The sequence below is a fragment of the Microcoleus sp. BROC3 genome, from assembly GCF_036702515.1.
Classification (GTDB): domain Bacteria; phylum Cyanobacteriota; class Cyanobacteriia; order Cyanobacteriales; family Microcoleaceae; genus Microcoleus.
Window position 1 is genome coordinate 32,699 of sequence record NZ_JAUBTQ010000042.1, and the last position, 17,253, is coordinate 49,951.

General features: G+C 44.6%; 8 protein-coding genes. 4 read left to right on the forward strand and 4 right to left on the reverse strand.

Going from position 1 to position 17,253, the window contains the following annotated elements; translation table 11 throughout:
* Positions 1-35: 35 nt before the first annotated feature.
* Both QUB30_RS23725 and QUB30_RS23730 read right to left on the reverse strand, forming a co-directional pair.
* The gene (locus QUB30_RS23725) at positions 36-3,101 is read right to left on the reverse strand and encodes an MASE1 domain-containing protein (protein WP_333338353.1); all 3,066 of its coding nucleotides are present in this window, start codon (positions 3,099-3,101) and stop codon (positions 36-38) included.
* Positions 3,102-3,309: 208 nt separating this feature from the next.
* A complete protein-coding gene (locus QUB30_RS23730) occupies positions 3,310-4,941 on the reverse strand; it encodes a serine/threonine-protein kinase (RefSeq protein WP_333338355.1) in 1,632 nt (543 codons plus the stop codon).
* Between the two features lie 533 nt (positions 4,942-5,474).
* On the opposite strand from QUB30_RS23730, the gene pheT reads away from it, so the two are divergent.
* Positions 5,475-7,919 (forward strand): phenylalanine--tRNA ligase subunit beta, encoded by a 2,445-nt coding sequence (pheT, locus tag QUB30_RS23735; RefSeq protein ID WP_333338358.1) that lies wholly within the window; start codon positions 5,475-5,477, stop codon positions 7,917-7,919.
* 156 nt (positions 7,920-8,075) lie between these two features.
* Here the strand turns inward: pheT and QUB30_RS23740 are convergent, their stop codons facing one another.
* Positions 8,076-8,645: a Uma2 family endonuclease gene (locus QUB30_RS23740; protein WP_333338362.1), complete on the reverse strand. Its 570-nt coding sequence runs from the start codon at positions 8,643-8,645 to the stop codon at positions 8,076-8,078.
* A 159-nt stretch (positions 8,646-8,804) separates the two neighbouring features.
* Between QUB30_RS23740 and QUB30_RS23745 the strand changes: the two genes are divergently transcribed.
* The 3 genes from QUB30_RS23745 to QUB30_RS23755 are packed head-to-tail and all read left to right on the forward strand — an operon-like array spanning position 8,805 to position 15,773.
* Positions 8,805-9,074, forward strand: a complete 270-nt coding sequence (locus QUB30_RS23745) for a YciI family protein (RefSeq protein ID WP_190741349.1) — start codon at positions 8,805-8,807, stop codon at positions 9,072-9,074.
* A gap of 13 nt (positions 9,075-9,087) precedes the next feature.
* Entirely contained in the window at positions 9,088-12,117 is a 3,030-nt protein-coding gene (locus QUB30_RS23750) for a hypothetical protein (RefSeq protein ID WP_333338365.1), read from the forward strand.
* On the forward strand, positions 12,114-15,773 hold the full coding sequence (locus QUB30_RS23755; protein ID WP_333338368.1) for a helicase-related protein: 3,660 nt from the start codon (positions 12,114-12,116) through the stop codon (positions 15,771-15,773). The genes QUB30_RS23750 and QUB30_RS23755 overlap by 4 nt, the downstream gene beginning before the upstream one ends.
* A gap of 191 nt (positions 15,774-15,964) precedes the next feature.
* Here the strand turns inward: QUB30_RS23755 and QUB30_RS23760 are convergent, their stop codons facing one another.
* Positions 15,965-17,200, reverse strand: a complete 1,236-nt coding sequence (locus QUB30_RS23760) for a metal ABC transporter substrate-binding protein (protein WP_445300537.1) — start codon at positions 17,198-17,200, stop codon at positions 15,965-15,967.
* Positions 17,201-17,253: the final 53 nt, after the last annotated feature.

Sequence of the window (17,253 nt, forward strand, 5' to 3'; positions counted from 1 at the left end):
TTAGATTTTAGATTTTAGATTTTAGATTTTAGATTTTAGATTGACAAAGATCGATCGTCCGAGTTGACAGCAGGTAGCCAAAACCAGAAAGTTGAACCACCGCCGGGAGTGCTTTCGACGCCGATCGAGCCGCCGTGAGCTTTGATAATTTGCTTGGAGAGGTACAATCCCAAACCCAGCCCTGTTAATTGTCGGCTATTAGGGTCTTGAACGTAAAGTTCAAACAGAGATTCCCGCTGTTTGGCGCTGATTCCCACTCCATTATCTGTTACAGTACAGCGAACCATTTTTACGGTGACTCCTGGCAATTTGCTGCCGATATTGCCAATTTGACCCTGATAGCGGGGCATCTTGCAACTGCCGTCGATGTGAAATTTGGCCAGGGTTTCCTGATTTTTCTGGCTTGTTTCGCACATCCCAGGACGATCGCCCGCAGCAGATATCCGGTTAGCGATACAGCGGGCAAGCGGATTATTGGGCGATGTTAAAGGCTGTAAATTTTCTTCATAACTTAGCACTGTTTCAACTTCAATTACCTCGGCTTTAAAAGTTATATTGACTCCCGGAGGATTGTGTTTAATAGCATTAGTCAACAGATTTTCTAGCACCCGCTGCAAGTGTTGGCGATCGGCATTGACTTGTGGCAAATCCGCCGGAATATCCTGAGTCAAAGTTGCTTGATTTTTGGCCAGCATCGGTTCTAAATCCGCAACAATGGCTGAAGCTAAAGAGGGCAAATGCAGCGGTACAGTATTGATAACAATACCTTTCACCTCGCTAGCGTGAGCGTCGAGCAGGGCATTAACCATAGTCAACTGGTGTTCGCTGGCCTGAACGATGCGCTGCAAAATCGATCGAGAAACCGGAACATCTTGTAGAGAATCAGAGGGCGATTTGTTGAGCAAATTTTTCAGCAGTATTAACATTCCCATAACAGGAGTGCGGAGATTGTGAGAAACTGCGTGCAAAAATAGGTCTTTCAGGCGGTTGCTTTCTTGCAACTCGTGCATTTTTTGCTGTAGTTGGCGGGTGCGTTCCTCGACTTGAGATTCCAAGTTGGCATTGAGAGCTTTTACCTGCTGCAAAAGTTGGGCTTGCTGGAGAGCGATCGCCACTTGGGTAGCGAGTTTTTCCAACAAATCAATTTCAAATTCCTGCCACTGGCGGGGCCCCGAGCACTGGTTGACGGCCAAGATCCCGAACAATTCATCCCCCAGGACGATCGGCACATTTAAAGTCGCGCGAATTTGATAGTCGCTGTAGAATTGGGCAATTGGAACGCTCAGTTGAACGCTAGCAGTATCGGAGATAGATCGGACGCGGTTGTTAGCATAAAAAGTTTTCTGGCTTTCGAGGTGATTCTCGTCAGCGAGTACCCACCCCAAAAGAGAACGGCATTGAGCATCCACAGACTCGGCCACAACCTTACCGTACATCGGGCTAGGAAGATGTACCCCGTCCGCGTCCACAATACCGATGAAAGCGCGGTCTGCCTTGAAAAATTGCCGGACTTCGGCAACAGTAGTGTTGAGAATTTCTTCTAGGTCGAGGGAGTTGCGAATTCGCAGGGCGATTTCTGAGAGCAAGCGATCGCGATCGGAGGACGCCCGCAAAGCGGTTTCCGCGCGGTGGCGTTCGGTAACGTCTTGGACTGTGGCCGCGATCGCCCCTGACTCAATTGCCGACTGTTCGCAGACAGTGCGTTCTGAGCCATCTGCCAGCACAATTCGGTAGTTAATGCAATAGGCTTGGCGCTCCAACATAGCTTGGCGCTGCGATCGCGCCACCAATTCTCGGTCTTCTGGATGTACGGCCTGCAAAAAAACTTCTGGTGTCGGTTTGACAGTTCCAGGAGCAAAACCCAAGAGGCGGTAAAGTTCGTTTGACCACCGCAATTCGATATTGGATATATGATGTTCTGCGGATTCTTGGCAGTTGTCAGTTGCTGTGAGGGCGGCGCAATTTAAATCCCAATTTCCCAACTGAGCGATGCGCTGAGCGTTGGCTAAACTAGCTTCGCGATCGCGCAGCATGGCGGCCGTGCGGCGCACCTCCACCAGCGCTTGCTGGCGTTCTGCTACGGCGGCGGCCAACATCAGAGCCACAAGGGCGATCGTACCGGTAAAAGCTTGTAAAAATAAAACCGCCTGTTTGAGATTATCGCTTTTAGCCAAAAACGGGCCACCTCCCTGCACCGCTCCCCAAATCGCGATGTAAGAGACGATCGAATAAGCAAAAATCGCTCCCGCCGGTTGAAACCGCAGGGCAGCCCAAACTATCAGAGGAAAAGGCAGATACTCCAGCGGATACAGAGCGATCGCCGCTTGTGTTTTTGAGCAAAAAAACAGCCAGCTCACGCTCAGCAAGAGAGTCAGCCAGAGCGCTATTTCTGAATAGTGAATAATTAAAAAGAGAAGATTGTAGCGGTTTTCAGGTTCAGAAATTCTGTTTCTAGAATTAGTAACTAATAATTGATAATTTGTAATTGGTAATTGATTATTTTGCTTGTTAAAAAGTGCGATAAAAATTGAAAATATCCGGTGTTTTAGTGGCAATTTAAAACTGTTAACGGCGTGGTTCAAAGTCAGTAGCACGGGCGTCACAATCAAAATTCCCATGCCGTCTCCGAGCCACGTAGTCCACCAGTTGCGAGAGAAATTGCTCCACTGAGCCCAACCAAAAATGCACGTTCCCAAGTTGCCGAGGATAGAGCCTAGGAAAGTAGACCCGATGACCGCGCCCGCTACTAAAGCCAGAACATCTCGCAATCGATCGAGTTTAGTAGAAAATCGGCTCCAAGTCAGCAAAGCCTCTCCAGCCAGGGCTTGCAGGGTGACGCTAAAGGCCGATGCGGCAATGACAGCCGACGGTATACCGCCGGTAGAGTTTAACAGCACTGAACCGAGGACAATTCCCGGCCACATCCGTCGCCCTTGCAGTAGCAGTGCCGCTAGAGCAATACCGGCGGGCGGCCACACGGGGGAGGGTTCGGCTTTCACCAGTCCCAGCATCGACGCTGCGAGTTTTCCGGTAACAAAGTAGGCCAGCGCCAGGATGCCGGTGTACAGAAGCGTTCGAGTGCGGCGGTTGAGCAGTTTCATGTTTAGGTGCGATCGAATCCTCCATTCCTAGTTTTTAATTTAGGCGGCTTTGGGGCGATCGGGCTTCCTCCTGACGACTCACCTGACTGGGGGAGTGGGGAGTTGACTGTTGACTGTTGACTGTTGACTGCTGACTGTTGACTGTTAACTTATGACAACTGCCTACTGACTAATGACTAATGACTGATGACTGATGACTCATGACTTATTAAAATCCAAAACTCCGCTTGCCATCCGGCTTAACAGTAAGCCAATTCGTCTTTGCCATTGCCAGTTGTTCCTCAGAAACTGTAGCGTTAGTAAGATTCGCCCCGCACAAATTTGCTCCCCGCAAATTCGCCTTAGTCAAATAAGCCCCCGTCAAGTCAGCGCCTCGGAAATCCGCCCCTTCAAAATTGGCAGTGCTGCAATAAGCCTCAGTCAAGTTAGCATCTCGCAAATTCGCCTGAATTAACCTCGCGTGACCCAAATTCGCCCCCGACAAATCCGCTGCTTGCAAATTTGCCTTCACCAACCTAGCCTGATAAAAATTCGCCCCCGCTAACTGCGCTTTTTGCAGTTGCAAACCCGACAGTTCGCAATCAGCAAAATCGCGCTTGCCTTTAAAATATGCCGCTCGCAAGCTGTTTGTGTCCCACTTAACAAAAGCTTTCGTTACCTTTGACCCTGCTAAATTGCCGCTGGAAGGTGCAACCGTTCCGAAAGTTCTCCCGGACTCAGCCAGAGTCCGGGAAACTCTGGGCTGGATACCCGTGTTCCGGGATTGGGTGAATGAAGTTTTACCGATGCGGCTTTGCATCGATCGCAAATCTTGATTGATGTTGGTCTGGGGCGAAGGCCACGAAGTAGCCTCACCATTAAATATCGTCGGTTCTTCAACTGTGCGGCTAGAACCATTGAATTGAGTTGCCAAGCCATCCATAAGACTTGGGTCTTCAAATTCACCAGAGAGAGCTCTGATCACATCTCCCGCCGATTGAAAGCGGTGCCCAACCATCGGCTTGAGCATTTTATGGAGAATCCGCGCAAAATCTGGACTCACCTGAACGTGGGGCTGCCAAACAATTTCGCCGGTTACTGCATCAAAATCTAAATCCTTGGGCGACTTTCCTGTGAGCAAGTACAAGCAAGTCATGCCCAAGGCGTAGATGTCGCTGGCAAATATCGGCCGCAGCGCCATTTGTTCCGGGGGGGCAAAACTAAATGTGCCGACTGAAAATTTCGTGTTGGCGCTTTGGTCGGCGGGGTCTAATAATATTGTTTGGCTGACTTGATCTTTTACCGCTCCGAAATCAATCAGAACTAAGTGGCTGTCTTGAACTCGGCGAATAATATTTGCGGGTTTGATGTCTCTGTGAATTACTCCTTGGCTGTGGATATATTGCACTACTGGCAGAATTTCTAATAGAAAATTTTTAACATCCGATTCGTTGAAACGGCCTGAGTGCTTGACTTCTTGTTTCAAAGTCGAGCCTTTAACATACTCTTGAACTAAGTAAAATTGCTGTTCGGTTTCAAAATAGTCTAGCAGCCTCGGTACTTGCGGGTGGTCGCCCAGTTGGCCGAGGGTTTTCGCCTCTCGCTTGAATAATTCCCGCGCCATCTCTAAAACTCGCGGCGACGAACTACTGGGTCGCAGTTGCTTGACCACGCAACTCGGTTGACCGGGCAAAGAGATGTCTTTTGCCAGAAATGTAGCTCCAAAACCTCCTTGTCCTAAGGGTTCAATGACTTGGTAGCGAGCGCGCAGCAATAACCGCGCACCGCAAGTCTGACACTGAAGAATAGAGTCAGCAGGGTTTTGAGGATGGGGACAGCCCGGATTTACGCAGTAGCTCATATTGATTGAGTTTGCCTATATTGTTCTGATCTTGTCAGCGTCGCTCGACTGCACAAATAGCTTGTTCCTGCTTCTGGTAGACATACTAATCTATCAGTTTTCGGCAAACCGTGCCTTCGATTGCGAATTGGAATTGCACCTAAGTCTTTTAAGCCGATATCTTTTCCCTATTTTGATTATCTCGCTGGTTTGAGTGTTTTCGGTTGATTATCCTTGAAGATAGTTTAAAGACTTGCTAAAGTTGTGCTTTTTTGTGTAAAGTCTTTCTAAACTTAAGTGCTTTTGGCGTTTTTAGATGTCTCTAGCATACCTCATTCTCTGAATGAGAATGCTACTCATCCCCCAATAAACATCTACCTTTGGGCAGATCCGTCGTTTTTGCTGATGTGTACCTTAACAGTATTGACAAAATTAAATTAGTATGCTATGAAAAGCTTTCCCGAATAAATTCTGGGACTCAAAAGTCGGTGCCGACAGGCTACGACTTTTGACTAATTACTACCGAGCACTGACAACTAACTACTGACTAAATTATGCGTATATCTCTAAAGTGGATCCGGGAATTGGTGGATGTGGCAATATCGCCGGAAGAATTAGCCGAAACCCTGACAATGGCAGGCTTTGAAGTTGAAGAAATCGAAGACCGCCGCCCTTGGGCAAGCGGCGTAGTTTTGGGCAAAATCATCGCCTGCGAACAGCATCCGAATGCAGACAAATTGAGAGTTTGTCAAGTGGATGTCGGCTCTTCAGAAGCTTTGAATATTGTTTGCGGCGCACCCAACGCTAGGGCAGACATTTACGTGCCTGTCGCTGTTGTCGGAACTTATTTATCGACTATTGATTTAAAGATTAAACCCGCTAAATTGCGAGGCGTTCCTTCCGAAGGAATGATTTGCTCCCTGGCGGAATTGGGACTATCTAAAGAGTCAGCCGGGATTCACATTTTCGAGTTAGAAAATCCCGAATTGGGCAGCGATATTCGCCCACTTTTGGGTTTAGACGATGTGATTTTAGACTTGACAGCAACTGCAAACCGTGCTGACGCTTTGAGCATGGTGGGTGTAGCGCGGGAAGTGGCGGCGCTGACTGGGGCGAGTTTGAGAATTCCCCAAGCAAATGGTGTTGTGATTGAGGGCAAAGAAAGTCCTGGTTTGGCAGTAGAAATATCGGAACCGCAAGGATGCCCGATTTACATCGGCACGGCAATTGAAGGTGTGAAAATTGCTGCTTCTCCAGCTTGGTTGCAGCAGCGGTTGCAGGCGGCGGGAGTGCGGCCGATTAATAATGTAGTTGACGTAACTAATTACATTTTATTGGAATGGGGACAACCGCTGCACGCTTTCGATCGCGATCGCCTGCAATCTTTCACTGGTACTCAAGATATCAGCATCGGCGTCCGCTTTGCTTCATCAGGGGAATCCTTCAAAACTTTGGACGGACAAAACCGCAATTTGCAAGCTCAAAATCTGTTAATTACTGCTAGCGACAAACCTGTAGCTTTGGCTGGGGTAATGGGCGGCGAAGACACGGAAGTTCACGAAGGAACGCAAAATTTAGTTTTGGAAGCAGCGATTTTTGACCAGGCAACGATTCGCCGTTCTGCGCGCGCTCAAGGCCTGCGCAGCGAAGCCTCGATCCGCTACGAACGGGGGGTGAATCAGGCGGCCTTGACGACGGCCTGCAACCGCGCTGTCGCCCTAATTTTGGAGTTGGCTGGCGGCACTGCGACGGTGCAGAAAACCGCGAGTTCGGGCGATGATTTGAGTTTTAGCCGATCGCTCGAATTGCGTTTAGACCGAGTAAATCTGGTTTTGGGACAGTTGAAAAGAGGACAAACGGGCGGTTCTAAATATCTGGAACCGGAAGAGGTGAAAAATATTCTGACAGCCTTGGGATGCGAAGTTGTTCCAACGGAAAAAGAACGGGTGTTTGCAATAACTGTTCCTCCTTACCGGTACCGCGATTTAGAAAGGGAAATTGACTTAATTGAAGAAGTTGCCAGACTCCACGGCTACGACAATTTCTGCGATACTTTGCCCAGCAAAACGGCGGCCGGTTATTTGTCGCCAGAATACGCGGCAATGCGGAATGTGCGATCGGCTTTTCGGGCGGCAGGTTTGACGGAATTGATGCACTATTCTTTGGTGAAAACTGAGGGAGAAAATCAGGTTGTGCTGGCGAATCCGCTGTTTGTGGAGTATTCGGCTTTGCGGACAGAAATGCTGTCGGGTTTGATTGATGCTTTCCAGTACAATTTGGAACAGGGAAATGGCGCGCTAAACGGTTTTGAAGTCGGCCGCATTTTCTGGAAAGATGGGGATGCAATGAAGGAAGCCGATGCAGTTGCGGGGATTATTGGCGGCGATCCGACTGTGTGGAAATGGCAGCAGGGAGGGCGCGATCGACCTTTGAGTTGGTTTGAGGCAAAAGGTATTTTGGAAAGCGCATTTCAAGAGTTGGGTTTGTCGGTGGAATATCAAAGCGATTCCTCTAATACACGCTTGCATCCGGGCCGCACGGCTGCGTTATCGTTAAACGGGAAACATTTAGGGGTTTTTGGACAGTTGCACCCGCAATTGCAGCAACAAAAGGATTTGCCTGAGCAGGTTTACGTGTTTCAATTAGATTTAGCGGTGCTGTTGGGTGAATTAGGGCGACCGAACCACTTAACTCGCAAATTCGCTGGTTATTCGAGTTTCCCCGCTTCTGACAGAGATATTGCGTTTTTCGCGCCTGTAGAGGTTGCGGTTGTTGAGATGCAAAGTGCGATGAAAAAGGCGGCGGGTAGTTTGCTGGATTCGGTGGAACTGTTCGACGAATATCGGGGCGACAACGTACCGGCGGGACAGCGGAGTTTGGCTTTTCGGTTAGTTTACCGCGCGGGCGATCGAACTTTGAGCGAAACTGATGTCGAACCAGCCCAACAAAAAGTCCGCGATGTCCTAGTTGAGAAATTCGGTGTCAGCCTAAGAAGCTAATTGTAGGGGCGGTGCTAAAAGTGCCGGCCCTCTCTCGACTTCTTACACGCAAAGACTGAGAAACCGGGTTTCTTCCAAGATGTACCGCCATCAACCAACTATTAACAGAGAAACCCGGTTTCTGCGGCCAAGCGAGTCCTAAATTTGTTGAACAAGTTAATAACTTAACGGCCGCAACATCTCCCGCACAAAAAAAGAACAATCAGGAAACCGCAGAAGAGAAATACTATCACCATCCGAAAGAATCACCCGACTTTGATAACCATCCTGACTCGGTTCTCGAAAAACGTGGAGTTGCCGATTATTCACATCCAAAACCCAATAATCAGTAATTCCCGACTCAGCATAAATTTTCGCTTTAATCCCGCAATCCGTTCTCAGCGTAGTATCCGCAACTTCAATAATCAGATAAATTTCTGAAGGAATTGGATGGTGGTCTTCATAGTAAAGTGGATCTGGTATAACTACAGAAATATCCGGTTCAGGTTGCGAGTAATTATTCATCCGAACCGGGTCTTGCAGCCGCACCAAAACCCGCTCTCCCAAACGGTTTTCCAGTAGCTTCTCTGTCCGTTTCACCGCCGCACCGTGTGCTGTTCCTTTCGCTGCCATCTTTACTATCTGTCCTGCTAGTAATTCCACCCGTTCATCTTTGTCAAAAATACCAATTTCCGTCATCCGGTCATATTCATGAACAGTCAGCAGCCGAATGTTTAATAAAGTCATAGTTGTCTCCTCCTATCTAACAATCCCAACTCTTCCCCTCTCCCTCTGCGCTCTCTGTGCGCTCTGCGGTTCACTAATTTTATGTTAAAAAAATTATTCAAATCCTGCTACTCTTATTGTACAATTCTTTTTAAACAAATTCATCCAAGGCTCAAAACCGTGACCAAATATGTGATGTGGGGAAGTTACTGCGAAGACGTTCTCGAAAAACGCGCTCCGTTCCGAGACGCTCATTTAGCCGGATTGGCTAAGCAGAAGGAATCGGGTGTGTTAAGTACGATCGGGCCAACGAAAGATTTAACAAAAGTTTTTGCAATTTACGAAGCGGAAGATGAGGCGGCCGTGCGACAATTGGTGGAAGCCGATCCTTATTGGGTAAATGGGGTTTGGACTGAGTACGATGTGAAAGAGTGGATTCAAGCTTTTTGAAGGGGTGAACAGGGTGAACATCTTAAGATTGGATGACAGCGATTTAGTTCCAGTGGACTATGGCGATTTGCTGGCCAAGATTTTAGAGGTTTTGCAGGTAAAAAATCCGTTTAGCGTGTCGGGCGATCGGCGTCGTTTGTTAATAGATATTGACGCGGTAGCTGCTCAAATATCCAGTATGAACGTGCGACATCCTTTGGGTGGTTTTGAACGTTTAGCACATTCTGCTACAGTCAATTTCACTCCCGAACTTGAAACTCAATTTAGCAGTCAAATAAAACTAATTAGACAATATTTGCGACAACATATAGCATCACTCGTGGGAGGGAATGATGCTATTGCTGATTTCGTCGCTAGCTTAATTGAGCCTTTAGAATCACGGTATTTTCAGGGAAATGGTACCGACTTAGGTTTTAAATACGATTTTGCCAAATCCTCTCCTACCTTAGCAAAAAAGAAGCTAACATTGCAGCGCCCAAATACTGTTGGGACATCGGCAATTTTGAAGCTGCATAAATTGACGATTGCTGTGCGAGATTCAGACATCTTTCAGCAACAACTGAAGGAGGGTTTAGAGAATTACATTAATGAAAATGCTGATACTGAAAGTGATAAACAAGAACTGCATCATCGTCTTGATGAGATGGTTAAAGATAAAAATTCTGATTTCCACAAATTGCTCAAACTTGTAGACAAAGAAACTCTAGGGAAGCTCAAAAAAGAAGCTAAAATTACCTACTTGGAGTACCTGCTAGAACACATCCGCACTAGCAGCACAGATAGTGTTGGTATCATCTACTTAGAAGACTTGATCCGGCGGATTAGGTTGCTCGAATCATACATTGGCGATGGCACTAAAGAAGATGGCTATTATAATGTCAATTATGCCGGTGTCTCAGTTAATTATCAAGATATGTTTTCCAGAGCAGAAGTTTTAGATGCGCTTCCCATCATTCCGATTGTAGCAGGTTATTTAGGAGAAACCACAGACACCCCTCTGAGCGAACGTAAATATATTTTCGGTTTAAAACTAAAATTTGGCAACGAAGTTCAAGCCCGTGGCGGTGAACCTGTATTTGATTATAACCTGAATTTGCTAAATCCTGACAGTGATGAACACAAAGCAGAATTAGCGGATAGTTACACTAGCGAAACATTCATTCGCAAAGTATTGAAAATAGCATTATTGTACTATTTTGTATTTGCTTCTCACAGCAATCCTTTAGCACCGGATTATAACCCTGATTCTGAACTAACTTACGATCCGAAACAAAGGTTTGAATCAGTTATTCCTGTACTGCGAGGTTCTGATGAAGAAAAGAAAAAGGGGATATTTCGAGGTATCAAAAGAGGGATGAATGAATATAATGTTGAAGTTAAAATAAACCGTCTCAAACAACTATTAAAAAACTTTCTAGACAGGCAAACAATTTTGCCAACTCGCACAGAACCGCGGCATATAAGCGTCAAAAGAGGCATCCTCGAAGACCTGGATCATGATTCAACCCAAGGTAGATTTTTCAATGATGTTCTGCAACGAAATCCCAAAGAATCACTTCAGTATATTGCCGTCGAACAATCTAGTATCAACGAAACAGCTATTTGTCAACTACCAGTCACTATCACCATCGAAGATGTCCGCTATTTTCCTACCGATCAATTCCAAAATTTTAGTCTAGAATATAATATTAATGGCATCGATGCTTTGCCTGTAATGTGGGTTCCACAAACTATGATGAGTGTATATAGCAGCAGTTTTTGCGAACAGTATAAATTGCTGTTGTTTCGTTATAACAATAAACGTTTAGACAGCAAGGATGGTTTGAAATCGGATGCAGCGTTTGTTTACAAATTTGCTGTTTCGCTACTGTCTTATGTTTGCCTAGAAATATTGTTAAATAAAGCAAAAAAGAATTTGTTTATTCCGATGGTGAGACTTCACGAAGGCGACCACAATAACCCTTCGCCGTCGGAAAAGTTTATGGCTAACATTTCCAAAATATTGTCTCATCTTTTTAGTGAAAAATACCGCTCGACTTCTCAAGGGTTTCGCATCAAGGGAAAACCAAATGGCTACAGTATCCGCAACGGTTTGAGTTCCCTGTATTCAATATTGCCTAAAAAGTTTAAATTTCGGAATGTTCCACTATCTCTTGAGTTGGACAATTTAGCAATTATTGTCGTCTCAAGCTGCGAAAGCGATGCAAGAAAAGGTAATAGCGATCGCTTTCAGAGAAAAACTTGTTTGTTAGGCGAAGTTGCGGGAATTAAACGCCTATCAGAGGATACAATTCAAGTCGGAATGCTGAAAACTTTGTCAGAAAACTACAGCGTTCAACACCTTTACAGTCAGCCATCAATTCTTGAAGATACTGTCAGCCAGCTTTACAAGCATGGCTATCGCAATTTTCTGTATATTGCACAAGCACCTTATACAAGCACGCTGCATATTACCCAGACTGATGAAGATGAGCAATTGTTTTTTATGTCGAAAAAGCTCATCCAAACTTTGAAAGGAGATCGGCAAGATATCAAGATTTATCCGGTATTTTTTGATAAATATTACGTCCGAAGCCCTAAAGAACACAAGGGAGAATCTTTCTACATTCAGGATACAACGGAACTGGAAAGTTTATCAAAAGATCCCAGTCACCAAGCTGTGATGTTTTTTAATCTGTTTAATGGTATCAAAGTAGAGCAAGGGGAAAAGAACTTTTACAATGGTGTGATTTCTTACTCGACACTGTTGAAGATATATGAAGGCATTCTGGATGACCAAGATATTCGCCAAGGTTTGATGTACGATGGTGAAATTAAAGATACTTTACTGCACTATTTAACCATCTTCCACTTTTCTAGGTATGAAGCCCGTCAAAACATTAGTTTGAAACTCGATCCCTACGCTCATATTATCGGCGATGATTCAGTTGGTACTTTATCTGTATTTAGTCATGGAGGCGGGAGTGCGGATTTTAACTCCCTGGCTTTTTTGAATAAGGTAAGAGAAGTATTAAATGTCACTAAGGGAAGTACACAATTATGATAAGTGAAGATTTTGGGCGGCTGTTTGAGGTAGGCTTCAATATCGGGATTCTGGCATATATTCAGCGGGAAAATTTAAGTCACAATTTTGGTGATTCCTACCGTCTCGATTTGCAGAAGCTCAAATTGCCAAAGATGACGGCGGAAATCGTCAGGGAAGCCAATCTGCTGGCTAGTTTAGATGCTGAAATAGTTGAAAAATGGAGTTTGTTCTTTGTCCAAAAAGGCTTTTTGGGTGGGTTGAATTTTTTTCGGGAGTACGTCAACTCTACTGGCTGGAATTTGCAGCAGTTGAAAATTGTGTATTGTCAGTTCAGTTTTAGTGATGCTAATAGTATCAGAACCTATAACAAGGGTGATAAAGAAGCGTTTAAAGAGCTATTGTCTCAGTTGACAACTGCCAAACTTAGTTTATCAGATGATGAGATTAACTCGTACATCCGCCGCTACTCGAAAAAGGGTGAGTTTTTGCAGGCTGATACGCTGATGTTGTTACAGTCTGGAAATGATTTTAGAATTCTCTGTGTTGATTTGTCTGTGTTTTCTCCGACGCTAGCTCCAAAACCGGAGGATATCAATGAAATAGAGGTGATACGCAAATATTTGATGAGAGAAATTAGCTATTTGCGATCGAAAAGTGTGTTTTCTAATCTGCGGGTGGATACCAGCACTTTAGGTGTGGATTTTTCGGAGGATTTAAAACGCTATTTTACAGCTTTTAAGTATAAGGATAAGGAAAGCGCTAAGTTGATTCAGGCGGGTAGCTACGCTCACAGTTTCTATGGATTTTTGCAACAAACTGGTATAATTTCAAGTGATGCTGAGGTTTTGTTTAATGTGGTTGGTTATGGCGATCGCAATATTAGCGCTATTTCCCTACGCAAGGACAAAATTAAGTTGTTAGCAACTTGTGCCCAAATTTACCAGAATGAAGCGAAAGGTAAAGAGATTAGCGATGCTCGCACCGAAGTTTTAAATGTTATTCAACTCAACGCAGCTCGCAGTTTTAAAGAAGGCAGAAAGTTTGTTGATTCTCTGTTAGGAATTGGAAAAAATGTCACTGAACCTGTACCTCATACAGAACGGATAGACGATTTTGTTAATTCAATAGATATTATATCAGATAAACTGGCAGATGATTTGCAAATCGATCGCGGATTAGACCTGCGAAATGCTCACGCTCAATTGATTGTGAAAGCGCTTCAATCTGATGAAACTTATATCTTTTTGACGGGAAATCCAGGAATTGGGAAAACAACTGCGATCGCCAATTTCCTCAAAAGCCATATCGACGACGGTTTCTTATTCCTGTACGTCAGTCCCCGCAAGCAAGTAAACTTGGATATTATCGAAAAATTCCAAGATAAAAATACGGGTTTGCTGTGCAACGATCGATTATTTTGTATCAACACTAACGCCGATATCATCAAAAGCAATTCAGGACACTGTACCGTCAAGTACGCATCGAATAAATATCGCGAAGATTTGACAAAAAAAACTGTTCGGTTCCTCAAGGATGATTCAGAAATTCGGAGGACGGAATATCATCAATCAGAACTTGAAAAAAAGGGAGAAACAGTAATTAAACCCATTAATCCCAAAGGAAATGGAGTGCTTAAGAGCATTTGCGAAGGTATATACGCGCTGATTAATGATCAGGTATCTAGTAATATCGTAGCTACCGTTTCTATTCAATCGGTGAAGATGAAAGAGAACAGACAAAATACCCTAGAGCATTTAGATAAAATTTTTCAAGATACTTACAATAAACGGGACAAACGGGTCATTCCCGCTAAGATGCAAGAAATATCCAGTCGCATCAAACATATTTTCATTATGATCGATGAAATTACGGGAGATGATGGTGGCGTTGAGTTTTTAGACGGAATTGCCAAGATTATCAAAAAACATGAGTTGCACAAGGGGGAACACGGCTTTAATACTAAAATTATTGTCGCAGATGCTTCGATTGTTGACCCTGATGTCATCCAACAACACCTTGATAACACGTCACCGGAACCGGACAAAATCTATTTTAAAAAGTTAGCGAGAGATTCGGAAGAAATTCAACCTTTACAAGTTATTCCTTTTAAATTCAACAATCTACCTGCAAAGGTGATTAATGCGAATTCCTACCCGGCGCGCCGTTTATATCTCACTTATAAGGTATTTATAGAAACTGTTAAATACAGTGAGAATGCGCCTTTAAAACAGAATAGTAATTTAGTAAAGCGGGTACAATCAGAAATAATTGAGGATATCAATCAGCGATTAACCATCCCAGGTGTAGAACAAATTATAGTATATATTCAAAACAAGCAAAGATTGGGAGAATTAATTGAAAAAATTAAAGATAGTCGCGAAAAGTTTGAGCAGTTTACCGATTATCTGGAAATTCACGCGAATATTTCGGAAGAGGAGAAAGAAAAAATACAGAAATACAAAAATACAGCTAAAGTAATCTTTATGACTGCATCGGGAAGCCGTGGACTTTCTTTCCCGAAAACCAAACATATTTTAGTGGACATTCCCCGCTTCCAGATTGAGAAAAATCTGATGGAAGTGATACAGGTGATTTATCGGGGACGCGGAGAATATGAGAACGGTAAAACCCTTGATGGTGAAGATAAGGAATTGGTTTTTTACCTATCTGAGACCGCAGTTTATTACGCTGATGATGCGGAACTTTCCCTGCAAGAAAGTAAGTTAAGTTTGTTGAATTTACTGCTAATTTTGAAGACGGCGGTGATGACGCGAATTTCGGGATACGGTTATTTAGGTAGGGATAAGTTTTTGATGATTCCGATTGGTGGTAAATCGGTTTCCGCAGTCGGGGATACATTTAGCAGCAAAATGGCTACTCTAATTAAGACATTAAAGAGCGAGAGCCAGCGAGGAAATATGTTGTTTAAGGAGGTTTATACGAGCCTGGAACAGCTTTTGGGTCGCGGGGAGTTTGTTTTGACAAATTCTGATAAGTCTCGTCAAAAGGGCGATTCTTACCTGGAAATGCGGGAGGATTTTAATAGTAAGTTTTTGGAGAAGTGTAATCCGCTGGATGGTTTACTGAGTTATGATAATTTAGAGATCGGTCATGTTTGCGGTAGTTTGTTGATCGTACCTCTAGCCGATCGCACTTTGGTAGAAACATACCAGATACGGCTTCATCGGGAAATTAAGGAATGTCTAGAGAAGAAGTTGCTGCACAAAATGCGTCTAATTAGGGATAGCGATTCGTCCCCGGAGAATGTAATATCGGCAATTAGAGGAGGTGCGATCGAGCTTTTGCAGTTTCTCAACAGCGATGTGGAGAAAACTCAGTATTTTGAAGAGCAGAGTCAGCAGTTCGATCGCTATTATGCCATACCGCTATTTGCCTTCGTTAGCGGGGAGGAAATGCAGGAGTATTTTGCTGACACCAGGTTGGAGGAACCGGAGGATCGGATGTTTCGGGATATTCTGTCGGCTTACGTGCGATCGATCTACCCTGTAGATAGTGTAATGCCGATCGGGCACAAGTATCACGAATTCCCGTTTATCGTGTTTAGAAGCTACAGTTTAGAACAAAGCCGAGAAAAAATTTTTACAGATAAATATCTTTTAAGTTCCAACGAATTGAACGTGCTCAATTTAATTTTGTCGAAGCAGGTAAACTAGACCTCTTGCATTCCCAAGCTTTCAATTCCTTCAAGAATCTGCGTTTATCTGTGTTTATCTGCCTTGCATCTGCGGTTTCTGTATCAATCAAAGACTTATGCAATGCAAGCCTACTGAAACTTGTAGGCTGCGTCAGCTAGCTGTCACCCTATCCGCAGAGAAAATAAAACTCCTCCGACGCACCCTACTTGCTACTTGCTAACTTCAAAAGGCGTGGATTTTCCCCCCAAAGCTTCGACGATGGTGCGAGTATTAGCCGACATCATTTTCACATAAGAATCGCCCTCGCTTCCGGGTGCCCCAATCGAATCCGAATAAAGTTGCTGCGCCGCCAATTTCACCCCCGCTTCCTCCGCCACAGTTCTAATCAGTTGCGGGTTAATTGTAGTCTCGGCAAAAATAGCAGGTACTCCCGCAGCTTTCACCGCTTCTACTAACTTTTGCACCGTTTGAGCGCTCGGCTGTTCCTCCGTACTAATCCCGATCAAACTGTCAGCAATTCCCAATCCGTAAATCCGGCTGTAATATTGAAAAGCATCGTGAGTTGTTACTAATTTGCGCTGGTTTTCGGGAATAGTTTTAATCTCTTGTTCGATCCAAATATCCAAACGTTTTAACTCTTCAGTAAGTTTCACAGCATTCTGCGTAAACTTCTCCCGATCTTCCGGCGACAGTTCGATTAGCGCATCCCGAATTGCTTCCACCATTTGAACTACATTTTCCACATTTCCCCAAACGTGCGGATCGGGTACGGTATTGCCTTCTTTATTCAATAGCAAAGGCTTGACAACTTCCCCCACTGCTAATTTCCGCGCCTTAATTCCGGCGGCATTCATCATCCTAATTAATCCCGGTTCCAAATTGTAACCGTTATACAAAATTAAGTTAGCTTGTTCTAAAGCTTGAGAATCTTTGGGCACCGGTTCGTAAACGTGAGGATCGGTTCCCGGCTGCAAAATTCCTGTTAGCTGAATTTCGCCTCCCGCTACTCGATCGGTCAAATCCTCAATAATTGTGCTGGTAGCAACTACCTTGGGTTTAGCATCTGCCTCTGGAGAGAGGCGATCGCCCTGAGTTGAAGCACAACTAAATAAACCCACAGTCAAAATGCCGCAAGCAATAGTTCTAATCCACAATACTTTGGACTTGTTCAATCCAGGGCGGGAGGTTTCAATCCCCGACTCACTGCTAAACTCTCCTTTATAGGATTGCTTCACAATTGCCGTCGCTTTTAATTCACATCTGACACCCTTCTCAATCACCCTTGTCTGGGCGGGCAGGATGCCCACCCCACAAGAAAACTCACTCTTTGTGGAACAGGCATCTTGCCTGTTATTGAGAAGGGTGCAAGATATCAGTTTTAACCGATTTGAGATTTTCGCCGCCAAACCTATGGTTTGAGGGGTTTCGAGCTGGCACTGTCGCATTATCTACCTCTCCTGCGTTCCAGATTATTCCTATTTACCGATGATTTCATATT